General features: G+C 55.6%; 20 protein-coding genes. 13 read left to right on the forward strand and 7 right to left on the reverse strand.

The window, feature by feature from the left end; translation table 11 throughout:
- Window positions 1-47: 47 nt before the first annotated feature.
- From ACP0GE_RS02290 to ACP0GE_RS02320, 7 genes are read left to right on the forward strand one after another with little or no spacing between them, the layout of a single operon-like run.
- Window positions 48-581, forward strand: coding sequence for a tripartite tricarboxylate transporter TctB family protein (locus ACP0GE_RS02290; RefSeq protein WP_424830379.1), 534 nt, complete (start codon window positions 48-50; stop codon window positions 579-581).
- The gene (locus ACP0GE_RS02295) at window positions 581-2,185 is read left to right on the forward strand and encodes a tripartite tricarboxylate transporter permease (RefSeq protein ID WP_424830380.1); all 1,605 of its coding nucleotides are present in this window, start codon (window positions 581-583) and stop codon (window positions 2,183-2,185) included. The genes ACP0GE_RS02290 and ACP0GE_RS02295 overlap by 1 nt, the downstream gene beginning before the upstream one ends.
- Window positions 2,166-3,422: a cytochrome P450 gene (locus ACP0GE_RS02300; RefSeq protein WP_424830381.1), complete on the forward strand. Its 1,257-nt coding sequence runs from the start codon at window positions 2,166-2,168 to the stop codon at window positions 3,420-3,422. Before ACP0GE_RS02295 ends, ACP0GE_RS02300 begins: the two co-directional genes overlap by 20 nt.
- A 7-nt stretch (window positions 3,423-3,429) precedes the next feature.
- Complete coding sequence (locus tag ACP0GE_RS02305; protein ID WP_424830382.1) at window positions 3,430-4,722, forward strand: glutamine synthetase; 1,293 nt, start codon at window positions 3,430-3,432, stop codon at window positions 4,720-4,722.
- A gap of 1 nt (window position 4,723) precedes the next feature.
- Window positions 4,724-5,434, forward strand: coding sequence for a type 1 glutamine amidotransferase (locus ACP0GE_RS02310; protein ID WP_424830383.1), 711 nt, complete (start codon window positions 4,724-4,726; stop codon window positions 5,432-5,434).
- Window positions 5,435-6,250, forward strand: a complete 816-nt coding sequence (locus tag ACP0GE_RS02315) for an IclR family transcriptional regulator (protein ID WP_424830384.1) — start codon at window positions 5,435-5,437, stop codon at window positions 6,248-6,250. It abuts the gene before it with no gap.
- On the forward strand, window positions 6,247-7,599 hold the full coding sequence (locus ACP0GE_RS02320) for an aminotransferase class III-fold pyridoxal phosphate-dependent enzyme (RefSeq protein ID WP_424830385.1): 1,353 nt from the start codon (window positions 6,247-6,249) through the stop codon (window positions 7,597-7,599). Before ACP0GE_RS02315 ends, ACP0GE_RS02320 begins: the two co-directional genes overlap by 4 nt.
- A gap of 11 nt (window positions 7,600-7,610) precedes the next feature.
- On the opposite strand, the gene ACP0GE_RS02325 is transcribed toward ACP0GE_RS02320, so the two are convergent.
- Window positions 7,611-7,994, reverse strand: coding sequence for a MarR family transcriptional regulator (locus ACP0GE_RS02325; RefSeq protein WP_424830386.1), 384 nt, complete (start codon window positions 7,992-7,994; stop codon window positions 7,611-7,613).
- A gap of 201 nt (window positions 7,995-8,195) precedes the next feature.
- On the opposite strand from ACP0GE_RS02325, the gene ACP0GE_RS02330 reads away from it, so the two are divergent.
- The 6 genes from ACP0GE_RS02330 (at window position 8,196) to hpaH (ending at window position 14,228) form a co-directional block, all read left to right on the forward strand.
- Window positions 8,196-8,585 (forward strand): 5-carboxymethyl-2-hydroxymuconate Delta-isomerase, encoded by a 390-nt coding sequence (locus ACP0GE_RS02330; protein ID WP_424830387.1) that lies wholly within the window; start codon window positions 8,196-8,198, stop codon window positions 8,583-8,585.
- A complete protein-coding gene (gene hpaE, locus ACP0GE_RS02335; RefSeq protein ID WP_424830388.1) occupies window positions 8,582-10,090 on the forward strand; it encodes a 5-carboxymethyl-2-hydroxymuconate semialdehyde dehydrogenase in 1,509 nt (502 codons plus the stop codon). The genes ACP0GE_RS02330 and hpaE overlap by 4 nt, the downstream gene beginning before the upstream one ends.
- A 164-nt stretch (window positions 10,091-10,254) precedes the next feature.
- Window positions 10,255-11,097 (forward strand): 3,4-dihydroxyphenylacetate 2,3-dioxygenase, encoded by an 843-nt coding sequence (hpaD, locus tag ACP0GE_RS02340; RefSeq protein ID WP_424830389.1) that lies wholly within the window; start codon window positions 10,255-10,257, stop codon window positions 11,095-11,097.
- Window positions 11,098-11,182: 85 nt separating this feature from the next.
- Entirely contained in the window at window positions 11,183-12,580 is a 1,398-nt protein-coding gene (locus tag ACP0GE_RS02345) for a pyridoxal phosphate-dependent decarboxylase family protein (protein WP_424830390.1), read from the forward strand.
- Window positions 12,577-13,431: a fumarylacetoacetate hydrolase family protein gene (locus ACP0GE_RS02350; protein ID WP_424830391.1), complete on the forward strand. Its 855-nt coding sequence runs from the start codon at window positions 12,577-12,579 to the stop codon at window positions 13,429-13,431. Before ACP0GE_RS02345 ends, ACP0GE_RS02350 begins: the two co-directional genes overlap by 4 nt.
- Window positions 13,428-14,228 (forward strand): 2-oxo-hept-4-ene-1,7-dioate hydratase, encoded by an 801-nt coding sequence (hpaH, locus tag ACP0GE_RS02355; RefSeq protein ID WP_424830392.1) that lies wholly within the window; start codon window positions 13,428-13,430, stop codon window positions 14,226-14,228. The genes ACP0GE_RS02350 and hpaH overlap by 4 nt, the downstream gene beginning before the upstream one ends.
- Window positions 14,229-14,288: 60 nt before the next feature.
- On the opposite strand, the gene ACP0GE_RS02360 is transcribed toward hpaH, so the two are convergent.
- The 6 genes from ACP0GE_RS02360 to ACP0GE_RS02385 all read right to left on the reverse strand — a co-directional run bounded on the left by ACP0GE_RS02360 (window position 14,289) and on the right by ACP0GE_RS02385 (window position 20,312).
- Complete coding sequence (locus ACP0GE_RS02360; protein ID WP_424830393.1) at window positions 14,289-15,455, reverse strand: adenylate/guanylate cyclase domain-containing protein; 1,167 nt, start codon at window positions 15,453-15,455, stop codon at window positions 14,289-14,291.
- A 169-nt stretch (window positions 15,456-15,624) separates the two neighbouring features.
- The gene (locus tag ACP0GE_RS02365; protein ID WP_424830394.1) at window positions 15,625-16,404 is read right to left on the reverse strand and encodes an IclR family transcriptional regulator; all 780 of its coding nucleotides are present in this window, start codon (window positions 16,402-16,404) and stop codon (window positions 15,625-15,627) included.
- 27 nt (window positions 16,405-16,431) lie between these two features.
- Window positions 16,432-17,724 (reverse strand): TRAP transporter large permease, encoded by a 1,293-nt coding sequence (locus ACP0GE_RS02370; protein ID WP_424830667.1) that lies wholly within the window; start codon window positions 17,722-17,724, stop codon window positions 16,432-16,434.
- A 2-nt stretch (window positions 17,725-17,726) separates the two neighbouring features.
- Window positions 17,727-18,233 carry a TRAP transporter small permease gene (locus ACP0GE_RS02375; RefSeq protein ID WP_424830395.1) on the reverse strand — a complete coding sequence of 169 codons (507 nt, stop codon included), beginning with the start codon at window positions 18,231-18,233 and terminating at the stop codon, window positions 17,727-17,729.
- A 91-nt stretch (window positions 18,234-18,324) separates the two neighbouring features.
- Window positions 18,325-19,347 carry a TRAP transporter substrate-binding protein gene (locus ACP0GE_RS02380; protein WP_424830396.1) on the reverse strand — a complete coding sequence of 341 codons (1,023 nt, stop codon included), beginning with the start codon at window positions 19,345-19,347 and terminating at the stop codon, window positions 18,325-18,327.
- 59 nt (window positions 19,348-19,406) lie between these two features.
- A complete protein-coding gene (locus ACP0GE_RS02385; protein WP_424830397.1) occupies window positions 19,407-20,312 on the reverse strand; it encodes a phytanoyl-CoA dioxygenase family protein in 906 nt (301 codons plus the stop codon).
- Window positions 20,313-20,550: the final 238 nt, after the last annotated feature.

The raw sequence follows: 20,550 nt of genomic DNA on the forward strand, positions 1-20,550 counted from the left end.
AGAGAGGGCGCAAACTGCCCTCTCACTTGTGCTAAGGACCACTTCGAATGGACAATTCCGAGCTTTTACAGGTCAAGACAAAGACGTCCGGTCAGGTTGTTTTTGTCGTGGCGGGTCTGATCGTGACGCTGGTCCTGTTGTCCCAGATCGGCAATCAAACGGAATGGACCGACAAGGCGCGCAATATCGGCAGCCAACCCCGTTTGTGGCCCGCAATTGCGCTTATCACCATGCTTGCTGGCTTTGCGGTTCATTACCGTTTGATGCGGCGCAGAAAGCCGAACGCTCTGGATTGGGTCGAAGCAAGGCGTTGGGCCGAGCCGCTGGAATACCTTGTGTGGTTCTTGGTCTATGTCGCGGCGGTTCCGCGTTTAGGCTTCATGCCCATGAGCATCATTTTCGCCTGCGCTTTGACATACCGTCTGGGATATCGGACGCGTTTGGCGGTAGGTATCGCTGCGGTGTTCGCAATCGCCATGGTGCTGCTGTTCAAGGGGCTTCTGGGCGTGAGTATCCCGGGGGCCCAAATCTATGAGTTCCTGCCGGATTCGATCCGAACCTTCTTTTTGGTGTATCTCTGATGGAGCTGATCTTTTCGGCCATTGACGTTCTGGCACGCTGGGACGTGATGCTTGCCCTTCTGGTGGGGGCTGTCGGAGGCGTGGCCATTGGTGCAATCCCCGGTGTCGGGCCGGCCGTTGCCATTGCCATCCTGTTGCCCGCGACATTCTCGATGGACCCTATCGTCGGGCTGACCCTGCTGCTGGGCATCTACGGGTCGTCAATGTATGGCGGGTCCATTCCCGCTATCCTGATCAACACGCCCGGTACGGCGGTGAACGCGCTGACCACCTATGACGGATTCCCGATGACCCTGCGGGGCGAGGGCCGCAGGGCTTTGTCGTTAGCCTACTCAGCCAGTTTCCTGGGTGGTCTGTTTTCAGTCATCTGCCTGATCTTCCTATCGCCTGTACTGGCCAAGATCGCACCGATGTTCGGGTCGCGTGAGATTTTCCTTGCAGCTTTGCTTGGGCTTTTGCTGGTGGTCGTGGCGCATAAAGGCCAGATGGCTATCGCCGCCGCGCTTGCCGGTTTTGGTATCCTGATCGGCACAGTTGGTCTGGAACCTGCTGCGTACACCCGCCGCTTCACATTTGGTCAGAGCTGGTTGGCAGGTGGTCTTGATCTGATTGTGGTCGTTCTGGGCCTGTTCGCGCTGTCGCAGGCGTTTTTGTTGCTGACGATGGATGACGAGAAAATACGGCTCCCTCGGTCGCGTGGCTCATTGTTTCAAGGGTTTCGGGAACTGGCGCGCCACCCGCGCGTTGCGGCAATCTCGGCCAGTTTTGGCGTCGTGATGGGTATGATCCCGGGGGTCGGGGAGTTCACGGCTCAGTTCATGTCCTACACTTCAGCGCGCAAGCTCTCGAAAAACCCCAAGGCATTTGGCCATGGTTCCTCCGAAGGGCTGATCGCGTCAGAAACCGCCAACAACGCGGTTCCTGCGGCGGCGATGATTCCACTGCTCGCGCTTGGAATTCCCGGCGAGGCACTGACAGCGATGATGCTGTCGGTGTTCTATGTCCACAACGTGGTTCCAGGGCCCGGATTGTTCCAGAATGACATGGATTTTGTCGTCGCGCTCTATATCGCGCTGTTGGTTCTGAATGTCATTGTGGTTGGCTTCCTTCTGGTCTCGACTGGCTGGCTCGTGCATCTGACGCGCATTCCGAACCGCTTTCTGGGAATGTGCATCCTGTTGCTCAGCTTTGTCGGGGTCTATTCGATCCGAAACTCTGCAATGGACTGCATTATTGCGGCTGTGTTCGGGCTGCTTGGTTTCGTCCTCAAACGCCTTAACATGCCGATTGTTCCGATCATTCTCGGTATGGTTCTGGGTGGGATCATGGAGGTCAAGCTGCGGGCATCCCTGGCGCGGGTGAAAACCCCGTTGGATTTCATCGACCGCCCAATCGCTTTCCTGCTGTTCTGCATCATCGTGATCATCCTGTGCTCGACCATATGGCGGGTCTGGCGGGAATGGCGCCCGGTTGATCGCCGCTCGATCCAGAAAAAGGCATCAAGCACATTTGCCAAACGGATCTCGGGCCGTTCGCACCGGCACTTTGAAAATCGCAAGAAACAACAAAGACGGAGGCGTTTCTATGACCATGTGGGTTCCTGATGACGATGGGTTTGCAGACCTCGGCTCGCATGACAGTTTCGCCGACGGTGCGCCGTACAACACATTCGCCCGGCTGCGGCACGAAGCGCCGTGCCACTGGTCCGAGTTCGATGGCGGTAAAGGATATTGGTCGATTACGCGCCACGCAGATATCGACAAAATGGTGCGCGATGTCGAAACCTTCTCTTCAGCGCGCGGCATTCGTATGGAAGACCAGACATACGAAGAATACATGGCCCGCCGGACCTTTCAGGAAACGGATGGTACCGATCACCGCAAAGTGCGGATGAAAGTGGCCAAGGCGTTCTCGCCCAAGGTTGTTGCGGGGTTCGAGGACCAGATCCGCGACCTGTGCGGGCCCATCCTGGATCGCGCGTTGGAGAAAGGTTCGTTCGACGCAACCCGTGACATCGCACGGGAGTTGCCGATGCGGATGCTGGGCCAAATCCTGGGCGTTCCGGACGAAGATTTACCGTGGCTGGTCGACAAGGGTGATGCCCTGATGGCCAATTCCGACCCGGATTTCACCGAACACGTGGTGGACAAGATGGAGACCGATGAATTCCGTTTGATGCCATTCAATTCGCCCGCCGGTGCCGAACTGTACGAGTACTCGCGCACGTTGATGGACAGAAAAAACGCAACGGGGGACACCAGCGGCATACTCCACCTCATCCTGCAGCCGGATGAGAATGGTGACACGATCTCGGAGACTGAGTTCCGCAATTTCTTCTGCCTGTTGGTGGCTGCTGGCAATGACACAACCCGATACTCCATCGCGGCGGGCATCCAGGCGATTGCGCGGCAGGACGGTCTGCTGGAGGAAATGCAATCGGGCGAGGTGTGGGGCACCGCCGCCGATGAGATTGTACGCTGGGCTTCACCCGCGACCTATTTCCGCCGGACGGCGATGAAGGATGTCGAAGTTCATGGTCAGCAGATCAAAGAGGGTGACAAGGTTCTTTACTGGTTCATTTCGGCCAATCGGGATGAAACGATGTTTGAAGACCCTTATCGCCTAAACCTGTCACGCAAGCCCAACCGTCAACTGGGCTGGGGGCAGGGCGGGCCGCATGTCTGTCTGGGAATGCATCTGGCCCGGCTTGAGGTACGGGTGCTGTTCGAGGAATTGGTCAAGCGGATCAAGACCATCGAACCTGAAGGCGCCGAGGCTTTTGTTCGGTCCAATTTTGTAAACGGCATCAAACGGATGCCTGTTCGCGTCACTTTGCAATAGGTTTTCAATGTCCAACCGTTTACGTGCCCTTTTTATCGATCACCTGTCGATCCCACGTGGGAAATACATGCCCGCCAGCAAGATCAGTGATGCCTCGACCCGTTTTGCACGTGCAACCTTCGGCGTACATTACGACCGTGACCTTCTTTTAGATGCGCCGCACGCAAAGGTGAGAGAAGGCGCGCCGGATATGGAGTTACGTTGGCGCGGCGAAGACGTGCGCAAGGGTTGGGAACCCGATACGTCCGTGGTGCTGGGGGATCTTTACGACGCCGATGGTTCACCGCTGTCGTTGTGTCCGCGAGGTGCCTTGAAGCGTGCCGTTGCGGCCTGGGAAAAGCACGGGTTGAAACCGATGCTTGGGATTGAGCTGGAAGCCTATGCATTGCAGGGTGGCGAAGATGGCCGGTTGCGACCCTATGATGCGCCCGGTGGTGGAGTGTATGGAACCGGCCCGTTCGCGGATCCGATGCGGATTAACGACGTGATCTGGAACAAGGCGCTGGAAATGGGGTTCAGGCTTGACCTGATCACGGCCGAGTATGACAGCCCCCAGTTCGAATACACACTGACCTTTGATAACGCGCTGACGGCCGTGGACGACATCGTACTCTTCCGCCAGATGGCACGCGAGATCGCTCTGGATCATGGGATTGTCCTGACATTCCTGCCCAAGCCACTGTCCGAGCTGGGTGGATCGGGAATGCATATTAACTTCTCGTTTCAGGACGCTGAGGGCAAGAATGCACTTGCGACCGGCGAGGTCGGCGGCCCGGAGCACCTGAACGACCTGTCGCGTGGCTGTCTTGCTGGCTTGGTTCACCATCACGAAGGTCTGGCTGGCCTGATCGCGCCTACTGCCGGTTCATATCGCCGTCTTCAGCCTTCGTCGCTGTCCGGGTATTGGAAAAACTGGGGCGGCGACCATCGCGGCGTCACCACGCGCGTGTCCGGCGAAGGCGGCGCAAAGGCCCGTTTGGAACATCGCATGGCCGATGCCAGCGCCAACCCCTACACTGCGGCGGCGGCTGTTTTACAGGCAGCCCGTCTTGGGTTCGAGGCCAGGATGGAATTGCCGCCGATCGAGACTGGAGACGGGTTTGACACCGTGGACGCGCGTTCCGGCACGGCCCCGAACTTACGCAAAGCCATTCAGGACTTGCAGGCCGACACGGCGTTGGTAGATGCGGTCGGTCGCGAGCTTGTCGAAAATCATGTCTTCATGAAGGAGCGCGAATTCCGTAAGACGCGCGAACTGGAGCCTGATGCTCTGCTCGACTTTTATGTGTGGTTTATCTGAGATGCGACTTGCGACCCTTGTCACCAACACCGATTTTAGCGCTTTTGCAAAAGCGCGCCCGTTGGATGACGAAAAATTTGCCACTTTGATTGCAGAGGTCCGCCCGGATTGGGAGGTAAACGCCTTTTGGGTCTGTAAGGGGGAATTCCCTGATGATGTTTCGGCATTTGATGGCGTAATGATCACCGGAAGCCCGGCCTCGGTCACTGAAGATGCAGCTTGGATGCAGCGACTTGAGGATTTGGTGAAAGAGGTTGTTGATCAGAAAATCCCTTTGTTCGGGGCGTGTTTTGGCCACCAGATCATTGCGAAATCCTTGGGTGCCCGGATTATCCGAAATCCCGAAGGTTGGGCGCATGGCCGGATCAAGAACCGTCGTGTTGCGTCTTTACCGTGGTCAGATCAAGAAAGTGGTTGGCACCTGTACGGCTCGCACATTGAACAGGTCGGGTCTTTGCCTGATGGAGCGCAGCGTGTTTTTGAAAGCCCGGGATGCCCGATCGCCGGTTTTATCTTCGGCGAAAGGGTATTTACGGTTCAGCACCATCCTGAAATGACAAAAGAATTCATGACGGATCTTGTTGAAGAATATGCCGACTATGTTGGCGAAGATGTCACCCGAACCGCACGCCAGTCGCTCAGCAAAGGCCCTGCCGATCGGGCGGGCTTTGCCCATGAAATGGTGGCTTTCTTCGAATATGGGGGGCGTTAGATGGGAACGATCACAAAAGCACTGGATCTGCTCTCTCTATTCGCTCGTGACCGGGCGGAAATCGGGTTGGGTGAGTTTGTGCGTCTCACCGGTCGTGACAAGGCCACCGTCCATCGCCACCTGACCGAGCTTGCGGAAAACGGCTATCTTGAACAAGATCCAGACACGCGCGCCTATCGTCTTGGCCCGGCATTACTGCGGCTGTCAGCCCTGCGAGAAACGCTGTTTCCGGTGCGAAAGTTGTTGCAGCCTATCGTGTTTGAACTGTCCGAGGCCGTCGGCGAACTGGCCCACGCCAGTTTGCTGCAAGGCGAGGCTCTTTCGCCGGTTTCTCATGCGGACCCCAGCCTGCATGGCATTCAGGTCAATTTCGATATCTCCGAAATGTTGCCCTTGCATGCAACGTCATCCGGCGTTGCGGCCTTGGCTTTCTGCCCGGATGACTGGCAGGCCCGTATCATGACCAGGCCATTGGCGAGGTATACGGATAAGACAATTTCCGACCCGGCTATCCTGAAAGACAAGATCAACATGGTGCGCAGATTTGGGGTGGCGACGATCACCGGGGCGTTTGACGAGGGCGTCAGTTCGGTCGGGTCACCGTTGTTCGGCGAAGGTGAGCGCGTCCTTGGTGCGCTGGCGGTGGCTGTTCCAAGTGCGCGGGCCAATCCGGAAAAACTGCGTGATATCGCGCTTGTGCTTTTGAAAGAGGCGGAACGCGCCTCTGTCGCGCTGGGTGGCGTGTTTCCGCGAAACTTCGAAGACCTGCCGCTGCAATGGGGCGGCGAAACCACGACACAACAGGTGAACTCATGAAGGATAGTAACTTCCTTAAAGAAAATAATGCCCGCCACCTGTGGCACCCGATGGCGCATCCCGCCGATAGCCTTGCAAACCCGCCCGATATCATTGTCGGCGGCGAAGGCGTCAGCATCGCCGATGTAGATGGGCACACGGTCGTGGATGGGGTAGGCGGCCTTTGGAACGTAAATCTTGGATATTCCTGTCAGCCTGTGAAAGATGCCATTTCGGCACAACTGGACCGGCTGCCATACTACTCAACCTTCCGGGGGACGACCAATGATCTGGTCATTGAGCTGAGCTGGATGCTGCGAGAGTTCTTTGAGCCAGACGGGCTTTCGCGTGCGTTTTTCACATCTGGCGGATCGGATGGCGTTGAAATAGCTCTGCGCCTTGCGCGACAGTATCACAAGGTACGGGGTGAAGCCGGGCGTGTTAAATTCCTCAGCCTCAAGAAAGGTTACCACGGAACGCATACGCTGGGGGCCTCGGTCAACGGGAATCCGAACTTTCGAACGCAGTATGAACCGTTGATGCCGGGCTGCCATCACATTCCTTCCCCGTACACGTACAGAAACCCGTTTGGCGAAACCAACCCTGAGAAACTGGCGCAGCTGTGCCTTGCAGCGCTGGAAGACGAGATCCGCTTTCAGGACCCCTCGACCATTGCCGCAATGATCATGGAGCCCGTTCTCGGGGCCGGGGGTGTCATCCCCCCGCACGAGAGCTTTATGCCCGGCGTGCGCGAGATCTGTTCCAGACATGGTATTCTGCTGATCGCGGATGAGGTGATCACAGCTTATGGCCGCACCGGGGCGTGGAGCGGATCGCGCCGATTTGGTGTGAAACCTGATATGGCCGTCACGGCCAAGGCCATAACGAACGGATACTTCCCCTTTGGAGCGGTGATGATCAGCGATGCCGTCTCTGATGTTTTTGAAAACGATACCTCTGGCAAGGCCGCGATCGGATCAGGCTACACTTATTCCGGACATCCGGTGGGTGCGGCCGCAGCGATCGCATGCTTGAAGGAAACGGAGCGCCTGAACGTCAAGGAGAATGCCGCTGCGCGGGGAGCGCAACTCTATGCAGGCCTTCAAAAGCTGGGCAGCGAATTTGACCTGATCGGAGATGTCCGCGGTGGGTATGGCTTGATGTGCGCGCTAGAGCTTGTTTCAGACAGAAATACCAAAGCGCCGATCGACAAGGCCACAATCAACACGATTCAAAGAGCTGCCTATGACGCTGGGGCCATGGTGCGTGTATCGGGAAACAACATCATTTTGTCACCGCCACTTGTTCTGAGTGAGGACGATGTGAACACCATTCTCTCGGCACTGCGCAGCGGATTTGAGGCGGTGTGACTCTCTGGGCGTTAGGAGTCGTAGGTCCGATCTTCGATGCTGCGTGCGAGTTTGTGTAGCAAGCCCAGCAGCAAATCATGATCTTCATCCCCAAGGACGTCGCGATAATACGCCGCGATGTCCAATGCTTCGGCCATGTGGTCGTCGATAATCGCTTGTCCCGCAGCCGTAATGGCTATGTGTTGCCTACGGCGATCACTGGCGTCCGTTTTGCGTGAGACGAACCCCGCGTTTTCCATGGAGTGCACAATCCGGCTGAGGCTGGGGGGCATCAGCGCGCTGCGGTTGGCCAGCATGCCGGTGTCCATTTCTCCGCTCTCGCTCAAGACCCTCAGCACGCGCCATTGCTGCTCGGTGATGCCCGCGCGAAGCAACATCTTCCGGATCGGAGCCATGACGGCCTCTCGGGCACGGATCAGAGACACGGGAAGAGACTGTGATGTCGGTGGCAGAGAATTACGTTTTGGCAATTTCGAAGTGTCCGGCACAGATCCAATCCTTAATTATATCACATGTTAATTAAATTGATTGACTCAAGACTGCAATATCCGGTAGGTCTAATATTAATTAACATGGCAATTAAAACGAGTTGAACCATGCCCCACATCCATATCGAATACTCGGGAAACCTAGAAGGTGTGGTGGATATGGCAGGTTTGTGCGACGCGCTTAGGGAAACCGCTGCCTGCATCGACACTTTGCCTATGCCGGGGGTCCGTGTGCGGGCCATTCGTGTAAACCATTATTCCATCGCTGATGGTGACGACAAACATGGATTTGTAGATGTTTCAGTCCGTTTGCGCGAAGGGCGAACGGAAGATGAAAAACATGAGGTCATTACGCGCGTGTTCGATGCTGCCTGCGTCTTTCTTGCGTTAGCGATGAAAACACACTCAATCGCGCTGTCATCCGAATTGCGCGAGATCGATGCCAAACTTTCCCCGAAATGCGGCACGATCCGCGATCATCTGGAGGATCCGAAATGAGTGCCTTGGAACAGAATCTTGAAAAGCTGACGGGGTTGCTGGCGCGTTTTCAGGCAGAGGGCATCAAGAACCGCATTGCCGGAAAAGACCGCGATGGTTCTGCCGGTAGATTCGACAACACTTCTCCTGTCGACAAGAGTGTGATTTGTCAGGTTGCCCGGGGCAATTCGGACGATATCGACGCCGCAGCAAATGCTGCGGCTGATGCTTTTGCCGACTGGCGTGACATGGCCGCAACCGAACGGCGAAAAATTCTGATCCGGGTTGCCGAGGGCATTGAGGATCGCGCTGAAGACATCGCTTTGTGTGAGTGCTGGGATACCGGCCAGGCGTTGAAATTCATGTCCAAGGCAGCTCTGCGCGGCGCAGAAAATTTCCGCTATTTCGCCGATCAGGTTGTGCAGGCGCGGGACGGGCAGCATCTGAAATCTCCGACCCTTATGAACATTACGACCCGAGTTCCAATAGGTCCTGTCGGAGTGATTACCCCGTGGAACACGCCGTTCATGCTGTCTACATGGAAAATTGCGCCCGCTTTGGCGGCCGGTTGTACCGTGGTTCACAAGCCCGCCGAAGCCAGCCCGCTGACGGCCCGGCTGTTGGTCGAAATCGCTGAAGAAGCTGGTCTGCCAAAAGGTGTTTTGAACACAGTGAACGGCTTTGGCGAAGAGGCAGGTAAAGCGCTTTGCGAGCACCCGAAAATTCGCGCCATCGCTTTCGTAGGCGAAAGCCGCACCGGTAGTTTGATCACCAAACAGGGGGCGGATACGCTAAAACGTAACCATCTTGAGCTTGGAGGAAAGAACCCGGTGATCGTGTTCGACGACGCCGACTTGGATCGTGCTTTGGATGCGGTGATCTTCATGATTTACTCAATCAACGGCGAGCGCTGTACGTCCTCTTCGCGTTTGCTGGTGCAGGGCACGATCAAGGAGGAATTCGAAGCCAAGCTTGTCGAGCGCGTCAACAAGATCAAGGTGGGTCATCCCCTGGACCCGGCAACTGAGATCGGTCCTTTGGTCACCGAAGAGCACTACAACAAGGTCACAAGTTATTTTGACATTGCAAAAGAAGACGGTGCGACCATTGCGGCAGGAGGAACAACGGTCGGAGATGCGGGCTATTTCGTGCGTCCGACCCTTTTTACCAACGCGACCAACCAGATGCGTATCGCGCGCGAGGAGATCTTTGGCCCGGTTCTGACCGCGATTGCGTTCTCGACGGAAGACGAAGCGCTGCAAATTGCCAATGACACGCCCTATGGTTTGACCGGCTATGTCTGGACCAACGATCTGACCCGCGCCTTGCGTTTTACCGACAAGTTGGACGCAGGGATGATTTGGGTAAACTCAGAGAACGTGCGCCACCTGCCCACGCCCTTCGGCGGGGTCAAAGCCTCGGGCATCGGTCGCGACGGCGGGGACTGGAGCTTTGAGTTTTATATGGAACAAAAGCATATCGGTTTTGCAACCGGTCAACATAAGATCACGCAGCTGGGTAAGTAGGTCAGACGGGGTCGATCCTTTGAGCCAGGCTGATACGCTATACTTGGTTGGATACGCGTACAGAATATCGGCCCGAAGTCTTGGCCATTGGCGCGGACCACAGGCGTTTTTCTTCTGCGAAGGCAGCCGCAGAAAAAGCGCACTACGCATGAGGAGGAACTGTCATGGGAAAGATTGTGCAGGCCGCGAAGATTACGCATGTGCCTAGTATTTGGATGTCCCACACGATGCCAAAGTACAAGGGCATCCGGCAACCTGCCATCGATGGGTATGCGCGCCTGCGCCAGGATGCGATTGATCGCAAGGTCGATACGTTTGTCATCTTCGACACGCACTGGATTACAAATCAGGGCTTTCACCTGAACACCAAAGAACATCACAAAGGCCGTTTTATCAGCCATGAGCTGCCACATATGTTGGCGGATATGGAATTCGACTATCGCGGCGACCACGCACTGGGAGAGACCATACTGGATGTCCTGCGCGAGCGAGGTGAACGAGCTTTGGGTCACTCGCACCCCGACATGGGCATGGAGTATGGGACGCTGCTGCCAATGCATTTCATCAATGAGGGCGTGAATGCGCGGGTGCTGCCTGTGGCCGTCAACCAGTTCTCTTCGATTCAGGAAAACCGTGTTTGGGGCGAGGCAATTGCCGAGGGGATTCGCCGCTCCGATCGCAACGTTTCGATCCTTGCATCAGGCTCACTGAGTCATGATTTCACGCCGAACGAACGATCTGTCGACGGTCTGAACGCTGTGAATGGAGAGTTTAACCGTCAGATGGATTTACGGGTGATCGAACTGTGGGAGCAGGGGCGGTTTGAAGAGTTTCTGGAGCTTCTTCCCGACTATGCCAAGAAATGCACGGGCGAGTGCGCGATGAATGACACCGCGCTTTTGTTCGGGGCGCTTGGGTGGGGCAGCTACAAAGGTGAGATTGATATCTATACGCCATATTTCGGTAGTTCCGGGACGGGTCAGGCGAATATCAGTTTCTCAGTCTGAGGTTCAAAAACACTGATAATACAGGACAGTACCCGGCCGCAACGGTCCTGTCCTGCTGATTGTTGCGGCACTGGAAGGCGGATTGATGAACTGGGATGAGTTTTCACATTGGGGCCAGCACATATCAAGATGGGCGGCCGACTACCACCAAACCCTGTCTGATCGTCCGGTGCGGGCGCAGACCGCGCCCGGAGATATCGCAAATCAGCTTGAGCGGTCGCCGCCGGAAACCGGCCAGCCGATGGACTCGATCATGGCCGATTTTGAACGGATCGTCATGCCGGGTATGACCCACTGGCAACATCCGCGCTTCTTTGCGTATTTTCCTGCCAATGCCGCGCCACCTTCAATGCTGGCGGAAATGCTGGTTACCACAATCGCTGCCCAATGCATGCTGTGGCAAACCTCGCCCGCGGCAACAGAGGTCGAAGGCGTCATGGTGGATTGGTTGCGCCAGGCACTTGGGCTGCCCGACGGAATGACCGGAGTGATACAAGACAGCGCGTCTTCTGCAACGCTTTCGGCTGTTTTGACAATGCGCGAACGAGCCACTGGGTATACCGGCAACCGTGACGGTCTGGGTGCCAAGGGCGCACTGCGGATTTATTGCTCGGATCAGGTGCATTCCTCAATCGACCGGGCGTGTTGGGTTGCGGGGATTGGTCAGAGCAATCTGGTCAAATTACCTACCAGCGGCCCAACTTTCGCAATAGATACTGTCGCGCTAGAGGCTGCCATAAAATCGGATATCGCGGACGGGCACATTCCGGCAGGCATCGTCGCGATCACCGGCGGTACAGGGGTAGGGGCTTGCGATGACCTGAACACCGTCGCGGACATTGCCAAGAAATACGATCTCTACACCCATCTGGACGCTGCCTGGGCCGGGTCGGCCATGATTTGCCCGGAATTCCGCGAGGCTCTTTGGCCTGGGGCAGATCGCTATGACAGCATCGTTTTCAACCCTCATAAATGGCTTGGTGCCCAGTTCGACTGCGCTATCCAGTTTCTCAAAGATGCCACGCCGCAGCTGAACACGCTGAAAATCGAACCCGAATACCTCAAGACTACGGGGGCCGAGGTCACGAATTATTCGGAATGGACAATCCCGCTGGGCCGTCGCTTTCGGGCGTTGAAAATCTGGTTTCTCTTGCGGTCATACGGGTTGGAGGGTTTGCGTCTGCGGATCCGAAACCATGTTGCTTGGGCGCAAGAGCTGGCGGAAATGATCGGTGAGATAGACGGGTTCGAGATTGCGACCGGCCCGATCCTCAGTTTGTTTTCGTTCCGCTGCCCGGGGGATGATGATATGCAACAGCGGCTGGTCGATGCGCTGAATGATGACGGTCGGATTTATCTGACACAAGGCATGTTCGAAGGTCGCAAGATCATCCGGTTTCAGGTCGGGCAATTCGACACCACACGGGATGACGTGCTTATGGCGGTGGATGTGATCCGTAACGTTTGGGGGCAACTTTCATGAAATTTGCGACCTACACCGCTGATGGTGAGACTTTCTTTGGGGCGATCACAGACGAAGGTGCAATCGCCTTGAATGGCGAATTCCCAAACCACGCAAGCCTGTTCGAGGTAATCGCAGCAGGTGAGTTTGACCAGCTGACTGAGGTTGCAGGAGTCAAATCCGTAACGCACAGGGACTTTGCCTACGAAATGGTCATGCCGGATGCCCGGCGTATTCTGTGCGTCGGTGTGAACTTCCCGGATCGCAACGCAGAATACAAAGATGGTAGTGCGCAGCCAAAATTCATGTCCCTGTTCCCGCGCTTTGCCAGCGGCTTTACCGGCCATGACCGCCCGCTGATCCGACCGCCCGAGAACCATACACTGGATTATGAGGGCGAAGTGGCCATCGTGATCGGCAAAGCAGGTCGAAGGATTTTGCAGACCGACGCCTATGACCATATCGCTGCGCTGACCCTGTGCAACGAAGGAACCATTCGGGACTGGGTTCGTCACGCCAAGTTTAATGTCACGCAGGGCAAGAACTGGGACAATTCGGGCGCAATTGGACCATGGCTTGTTCCGTTTGTTGATCCTGCACAGTTGGACGACGCTCGTATCCAGACCCGGGTGAACGGCGAGCTTCGTCAAGACGATACGCTGAACCGAATGATGTTCCCGATCCGGCGTGAGATCGAATATATCTCAACCTTTATGACTCTTCAGCCTGGGGATGTCATCGTAACCGGAACACCAACTGGTGCAGGCGCCCGTTTTGATCCTCCGAAATATCTGGTTCCCGGAGACGTTGTTGAGGTTTCGGTCGATGGCATCGGTACTTTGCGCAATACGGTGGAGGACGAGCAGGTATGACCCCGGAAGATCATGCGCGTGCCGCCGCTGACCTATTGCAGGCCGAACGTTTGCGCGAACAGATCGGGTTGCTGACCTTGCGCCACCCCGAGATGGGGATGGATGACGCTTACGCGGTGCAGGACGCATTACTCCGCCAGAAACTGGCCGAAGGGCGCAGAGTGATTGGCTGGAAGATTGGGCTAACGTCGAAAGCCATGCAATATGCGTTAAACATCGATGTTCCTGACAGCGGGATTCTATTTGATGACATGGTCTTTGAAAACGGCGGAACTGTACCGGCCGATCGCTTCATCCAGCCCCGGATCGAAGCAGAAATCGCCTTTGTCATGAAATCCGCCGTGGGTGGCAGGAACGTTACCCGCAACGATGTCCTCGCTGCGACGGATTATGTATGCCCTTCAGTCGAGATCCTTGATACGCGCATTCAACGGTCGGACCCAGAGACGGGCAAGACACGCTCGGTCTATGATACGATCAGCGACAATGCCGCGAATGCAGGCATTGTGCTGGGTGCGGAACGCCATGGGGTTGACGCGTTTGATCTACGCTGGGTGGGCGCGCTGACGTTCCGTAATGGTGAAATTGAGGAAACTGGTCTGGGCGCAGGAGTTCTGAACGATCCGGTTGAAAGCGTCGTCTGGCTGGCCCGTCGACTGGCGCAGTATGGTCAGAGTATCGAACCGGATCAGATCGTTCTTTCGGGTAGCTTTATTCGCCCGGTTGAGTGCCCTTCAGATACCAGAATCCATGTTGATTTTGGGCCTTTCGGTTCGGTGAACATAAACTTCGCCTGAAAAACCGCGGTAAATCCGGCTCCTCGCAACGCATTCAAGAGCGCTTGTTCACGATTAAATTCACGAAGTCACGGCGGTGGTTTTAAACACTTCTATGTCCTGTGGCAGACCTCGAACCGAATGAAACCCAACCGACTGAACCGTGCCGCCTAAATGCCGAGAGACATCTGAGGTCATCAGAATCTGTTCCCCCAATTCTTTGCAAAGGCCTTGGACACGACTGGCAACATTTACCGCCTGTCCAACCACCGTAAAATCCAATCGGTCAGGGCTGCCGATATTGCCGAAAGTTACCTGGCCAAAATCTATACCTGTAACAAATTCAATGGGTTCGCGGCCTTCGCGTAGCGCTGCCTCGTTGTAATTTTTGAGGTTGGCCAGCGACTGAACCGCTGCCTTGACTGCAGATCTACAGGCGTCTTCATCGCTGTTTTTCTTGTTGAAGACGGCCAGAATACCATCCCCCATAAATTTGAGGACGTCGCCTCCCATTTCCTGGATGGGGGATACAACCATTTCGAAATACTCACCCATCATGTCCAGCAATTGGGCTTCAGGCCAGGCTTGTGCCTTTTCCGTAAAGCCGCGAAGGTCCGCAAACAGGATTGCGGCGGAAACAGTCCTGTGTTCTCCGCGCTTGATGTGACCCTGGCCAATTTCTTCGGCGGGCCCATAACCAAGATAGGTTTGCAGCAAACTCTTTTGCGAATGGCGCATCGCAATCGGTTCCAAGGCTGCGGCGAGTGCATAGCGTGAGTCTTCAATGCATTCGATATGCGCGTCAGAAAACCCCGTTTCCGCATTCGAGGTGAAGCTGGTGCCTTGAACCGAACCGTTGCCATGCTCCAGCGGGATGGCCAGGAAATCGGTGGCGCCCGCCTCGGTAAGCTCGGCATAAACCGGGTGCTCGGCTTCAAGGTTCAGACCAAGCAATCGCTTGCGCAGCGGCCGCCGCTGCGTGACGACAAACTCAAAAGGACTTCCGCGCCATGCGCCGGTGGACAGGACGGTTGTCGGAACGGTGTAGCGACGGGCTTCATCCGGGGTCCAGATGATACCCCAAGCGCTCAGCAACGGGTTGGAGTAGTTCTGCGCGATACGCGCGCGGGCCAGTGGTACACCAAGCTGAACCAGACCCTCGCAATAACCTTTGACGATTTTTACCTCATCGCCAAGCAATCGTCCTTTGGAAATAAGCCATTGGTTCAGTTGATCAATTTCGGGCACAGGTATCTCGTGGAGTGTTGGACACGCACTATTCTACATACTGCTTGCCCGAAAAGAACCCATGGTGTGATCCACGGTTGGGGGAAACATGAAATTCTGATCAGCTTGCAGCTTGTTGGAAAAGTTTCTGGAACCTTACCATATAAGGCCGCGCCATTCGGGTCACCCCTCAGCATGACTCCGCAATGGTGTCGCCGCTGATCATTGCCAGCATTTGCTTGGCGGTCTGTCGGGCTTCATGCATGCTGATTGAGGCGGCGGACTCAACCATTGTAATCACCGAAGTCAAGCTTTCGTCATAGTCGAAAACTGGCACCGCAATACCAATGAGACCGGGAATCGTAACCGAGTTTACGGTTTCATACCCCCGATGGCGCGTGGCTTCGCAGGATTCGTATATACGCGATATCGTTTCCTCACTTACCTCGTCATCGGCTTCTCTCAGTTCGCGGTGGATAATTCCCTCTGTGCGGTTCCTTGGCAAAAAGGCGGCGAACACCCGTCCTGTCGCCGTCTGAAGGGTAGAGGGATGATGGCCAATGCGTATCTCAAATGGTGTGTCAAGGAACCCCTCGCTTCTTGACACGATGACGGGGCCGGCTTCGGACCAGATTGAGACGAAGAACTGCCCGTTGAAGCGGCCGCTGTCCTGCATTCTGCGGACCATAGATCGCGAGTGTGATAGCCCGTCTCGTGTAGAGAGTGCTGCGAGGCCGAGATCCAATGCCAAACTGCCCAGCATGTATCGCCCGGTGTCTTCATCCTGCGCGATCAACCCGACACGCTTAAAGCTTGTCAGATACGAATGTGCGCGACTTGGCGTCATCTTGATGCGCTCGGCGATCTGCGAAAGGGACTTGGATGTCGGTGTTTCAAGGATTGCTGCGATAACCTCGAAACCCACTTCTATGGATTGGATTCCGCGGGAGTTGGGGTTTTCCTGTGGCAAAGCTCGGATCCTCGAATTCGTATCAGGTCAAAACAACAGCCGCGGCAGAAAAAGCGCAAGCCCTGGTATCGATGCGATCAGAGCAAGGCGCAGAATGTCAACGATCCAAAATGGCACGACACCCCGGAAAACGGTCCCAAGTGAGATACCGGGAACGGTTGACCGAATGACAAACACGTTTAACCCGATGGGGGGTGTTATCAGGCTAATCTCAGTGGTGATCACGACCAGAATTCCGAACCAAATCAGATCGTATCCAAGATCCGCGATCAGCGGAAAGAACACCGGCACCGTCAAAAGAAGCATCGAAAGGCTTTCGAGAACACAGCCAAGAAGGATGTAGATGCAAATGATGGCAAGGATCACCAAGGGTGGGGAAATTGAAAACCCGGACACGAAAGAAATCAGCGCGGATGGAACGCCCAACAGATTGATCAGATTTGCAAAAAGAAGTGCGCCAATGACAATGGCAAACAACATTGCTGTGGTCCGTGCGCTGTCGAATAGCACATGGGCAAATAGCCTTACGTTCATCCCTCGTCGACGCAAAGCCAACAGCAAGGCGCCTGCTGCACCGATACCTGCGGCTTCGGTCGGTGTGAAGTAACCGGCGTAGATACCGCCAATCACCAGAACGAACAGGAATAAGGCGCCCCAGACTTTATTCAATGCCAGCAGTCTTTCCTTAAAATCTGTCTTTGCACCCCTTGGCCCCGCGTTCGGATTGCGACGCACGACATAAGCGACGGCCATCACATAAAACAGAACACCCATCAGCCCCGGAACAAGGCCGGCCGCAAACAACTGACCGATACTGGTTTCCGTCAACACTCCGTACAGGACAAGGATTACCGATGGCGGGATCAGAATACCCAACGTACCCCCAGCGGCGATTGATGCCGCAGCTAGCCCGTCGTCGTATTTGTACGCACGCATCGATGGCATGGCGACCTTTGACATTGTCGCCGCCGTTGCAAGAGAGCTGCCGCAAATCGCAGAAAACCCGCCGCAGGCCACGATAGTCGACATGGCAAGCCCGCCGCGACGATGCCCCAGGAATGCATAGGAGGCATCGTATAGGCCGCGTGACAAACCGGCACTGTTCACGAGGTTTCCCATCAATACAAACAGCGGGATCACAGAGAACTCATAGGTGAACGCCGTGCCGTACACGGTCTGCTCCACAAGCGCAAAAGCGGCGGAGCTGCCGATTATCCAGGCGAAGCCACCGAAACCGACCAGTGCTGTGGAAATGGCGATGGGAACCCGAAGTCCGATCAGAAGAAACATTGCACCAAAGGCAACCGCGGTTTCGACCAGCATTATTCAACTTCCTCAAGTTGGAAGGCGTCGTACAGGGGCGTCGATGAGAACATCTGTGCAAATGTCATCCCCGCCGCCAAGGCTGCTGTAGTGGCGATGTAGTAGGCGACAGGTGCGACAGGCAAAAGCAGGTAGCTGGTGATATGACCGTCGTTTGCAAAAGCGCGTCCCATCAGAAACAGCCGCCATGCCAGAACAGCCATGCAGATGCCGGTAAGCAGGGCGGCAAAGCGCACCAGAATCTTCAGAACGCGTTTTGGTACAACCCTGTCAACAAAGTCGATAGCGACATGTTCTGACCGCACGCAAACAGACGGCATTGCGGTAAAAATCAGTGCTGCCATCAATATTTGCGTTATTTCGAAGGCCCCCTGAATTGGTGCATTAAACGCGTTACGACCAATCACATCTGCCAGGGTTAACGATACAAGCGCGAGGCTAAGAAAACCGCTGAGGGCCATGGCCAGTCTGTCCATTAGGCGGACTAAATACTCAAGAGTTTGCATTTCCTGTATCCAGAGAAAAGTGGCGGCGATGACCCGTCGTTCGAGAACGGGGCCATCGCGGCCAACGCGAGGATTCCCAATAAACGGTCGCTTATTCGCCCGCCAGTTTCGCAACCTCATCTCTATATGCCGCCAAAACTGCCTCGGCATCCAGCCCCTTGGTATTCGCAGCCTCAATCCATGCAGCTTCGACTGAGGCGACCTGGGCTTGAATTTCAGCGTTCAGGTCCGCGTTCGCAACAGTAAGCGTATTACCTTCGGCTATTGCATAATCGTGCCCCGCCTGATCGCCCTCGGCCCATGCCCGTCCGGCCAGTTCGGCCAATGCAAGGCCTGACGCCTTGTCGATGGCGGCTTTGTCTTCGTCCGATAGGCCATCATATTTCGCCTGGTTCATCACCATGAAAAAGCTGCCAAAATAGAAGCCACCCGGCAGCATCAACGAATGTGGCGCAACCTCGGACAGTTTTAGACTTTTCTTGGTTTCCATGGGCATAAGAATACCGTCCACAACCCCCTGAGAGGCAAACTCATAAACTTTCGTAGCCGGTGCCGCGACCGTCACGATCCCAAGGTTCTTGGCAACCTCACCGCCCACTCCGCCGCCCACGCGAACTTTTAGGCCGTCAAGCTGTTCAATGCTGCTGATTGGTTCTCGGGTATGCAATACACCCGGGCCATGACTAAAGACTGACAGAAGCTTGACACCGTCATGCTCCCCAGCGGAGTCGAGATATTGTTCGTGGATTTTTTGATAGGCGACGGATGCCTCGTAGGCCGAGGCCTCGGCGCCGGGAAGTTCTACAAGGCGTGTCAGAACAAACTTGCCCGGGGTATAGCCGTGGAAGCTCCACGTTACGTCCGATATTCCAGATTTGGCGCGATCAAAAAACGTCTTGGGGTGGACGTTAGGCGGATATGAAATATCCACCTTGAGCCTGCCCTCTGAAAACTCTTCGACATTCTTTGCCCAGGTCGGCAGGACCACTGCATTCTGAGGGTGCTGCGGTGAAAGAAAGCTTTCTACCCGGATGACCGTTTCCGCGTAGGCCGCCCCGCATGCAATCGCCATTAGTGTTGCGGAGGCGGTGAGTGCCGCTTTGAAGTGTTTCATAAGTTTCTCCCTGTTTTGTCGATGAATGTGCGGCTTTGGACACTGCTATGCTGACAAAGTCATCGCACGTGCCATTTTGCCGGAAGGGGCTTGGCACCGTTGAGTTCGGCATAGCCTCCGCCCGTGATGCCCTTGGGGTTTTCACCAAAATAGCGGTCATCAAGTTCTGCCGAGGCGGGTTGCCAACGCACATCGCACGACATCCGTACTTTGTTCGTGCTGGTGTCACTGTCGAAGCTGCCGTGCAGCAGCATCTGCTCGAAGATGATAACATCGCCTGCGCGGAAATCAGTCGTGAGAAGGCGGGCGTTGCGCTCGGCTATCAGCCCCTCTGGTTCGAGATCTAATTCCACGGAACGCCCGGGTTCGGAGTAGACGTCAACGTCGCGAATTTGAGAAACGAGGTCTTCGAAGTGCATGCTGCCCTCGACCATGCTCAGCGTTCCTTTGCCGAAGGGAAGGTCCCCAAACGGTATCCAGGCGGTCAGGATGCGAACACCCTTGTAGCGGTTGAAGAACGGGTGATCGTAGTGAAAGCGCGTCCCCTGTCCGCCACTTGCGACGCGGAGAATTACATAGTCGGTTCCGACCGCCGGCTCGCCCAGTATTTTCGACATGATGCCTTTGAGTTCTGCGCCGTGCGTAATGTCGCGTACCGCCCGGCATTCGCTTACTTCCTTCCACCAGTCGCCCAGATCATCGACCATTTCCTCTCGGTTGCTGGTTCCGGTGGGGATTCCGTCAAATATCGGTGCGTCGATTTCACCAACTTCATGCAGCTTCTGAAGAACCACCCCGCGCGCTGCAAAAACTCTGTCTCGATTGAGGGCGCCGGGGATGTACGCATAGCCGTTGCGATTGATGCATTCCTGCAAAGCGAAAGCGTCACTGACGTCACCCTGAAATGCTTCCAGCTCTCCAACGGACTCTTCAGGAAGAGGGTTGCCCCGATAGTAGATGCTCACATCACTTCTCCATTCACATTTCACGAATACATTCGCAAATAGCGAAACACGGTGTCAAGACGTGATATGACGCGCGTGATAGGCCTTTATTTTTATGTGGAAAATTCCGCTGCGCGCAGGGGAACAGCGCGCCTTTGGTCCTGTCGAAGACGCATTTGTTCTTAGATTTCTTGAGGTGAATTGCGCCAAGTCAGCACGGGATTCGGCGAGAAAAATGTACCTGAGACACGTCAGGTAC

Origin of the sequence: Ruegeria sp. (genome assembly GCF_965243365.1) — a bacterium.
GTDB lineage: Bacteria > Pseudomonadota > Alphaproteobacteria > Rhodobacterales > Rhodobacteraceae > Ruegeria.

What these genes read in the sequence shown, in the direction of transcription:
- ACP0GE_RS02290 (WP_424830379.1), top strand. Translation starts at nt 48, where the DNA reads ATGGACAATTCCGAGCTTTTACAGGTCAAGACAAAGACGTCCGGTCAG.
- ACP0GE_RS02295 (WP_424830380.1), top strand. Translation starts at nt 581, where the DNA reads ATGGAGCTGATCTTTTCGGCCATTGACGTTCTGGCACGCTGGGACGTG.
- ACP0GE_RS02300 (WP_424830381.1), top strand. Translation starts at nt 2,166, where the DNA reads ATGACCATGTGGGTTCCTGATGACGATGGGTTTGCAGACCTCGGCTCG.
- ACP0GE_RS02305 (WP_424830382.1), top strand. Translation starts at nt 3,430, where the DNA reads ATGTCCAACCGTTTACGTGCCCTTTTTATCGATCACCTGTCGATCCCA.
- ACP0GE_RS02310 (WP_424830383.1), top strand. Translation starts at nt 4,724, where the DNA reads ATGCGACTTGCGACCCTTGTCACCAACACCGATTTTAGCGCTTTTGCA.
- ACP0GE_RS02315 (WP_424830384.1), top strand. Translation starts at nt 5,435, where the DNA reads ATGGGAACGATCACAAAAGCACTGGATCTGCTCTCTCTATTCGCTCGT.
- ACP0GE_RS02320 (WP_424830385.1), top strand. Translation starts at nt 6,247, where the DNA reads ATGAAGGATAGTAACTTCCTTAAAGAAAATAATGCCCGCCACCTGTGG.
- ACP0GE_RS02325 (WP_424830386.1), bottom strand. Translation starts at nt 7,994, where the DNA reads ATGGCTCCGATCCGGAAGATGTTGCTTCGCGCGGGCATCACCGAGCAG.
- ACP0GE_RS02330 (WP_424830387.1), top strand. Translation starts at nt 8,196, where the DNA reads ATGCCCCACATCCATATCGAATACTCGGGAAACCTAGAAGGTGTGGTG.
- hpaE (WP_424830388.1), top strand. Translation starts at nt 8,582, where the DNA reads ATGAGTGCCTTGGAACAGAATCTTGAAAAGCTGACGGGGTTGCTGGCG.
- hpaD (WP_424830389.1), top strand. Translation starts at nt 10,255, where the DNA reads ATGGGAAAGATTGTGCAGGCCGCGAAGATTACGCATGTGCCTAGTATT.
- ACP0GE_RS02345 (WP_424830390.1), top strand. Translation starts at nt 11,183, where the DNA reads ATGAACTGGGATGAGTTTTCACATTGGGGCCAGCACATATCAAGATGG.
- ACP0GE_RS02350 (WP_424830391.1), top strand. Translation starts at nt 12,577, where the DNA reads ATGAAATTTGCGACCTACACCGCTGATGGTGAGACTTTCTTTGGGGCG.
- hpaH (WP_424830392.1), top strand. Translation starts at nt 13,428, where the DNA reads ATGACCCCGGAAGATCATGCGCGTGCCGCCGCTGACCTATTGCAGGCC.
- ACP0GE_RS02375 (WP_424830395.1), bottom strand. Translation starts at nt 18,233, where the DNA reads ATGCAAACTCTTGAGTATTTAGTCCGCCTAATGGACAGACTGGCCATG.
- ACP0GE_RS02380 (WP_424830396.1), bottom strand. Translation starts at nt 19,347, where the DNA reads ATGAAACACTTCAAAGCGGCACTCACCGCCTCCGCAACACTAATGGCG.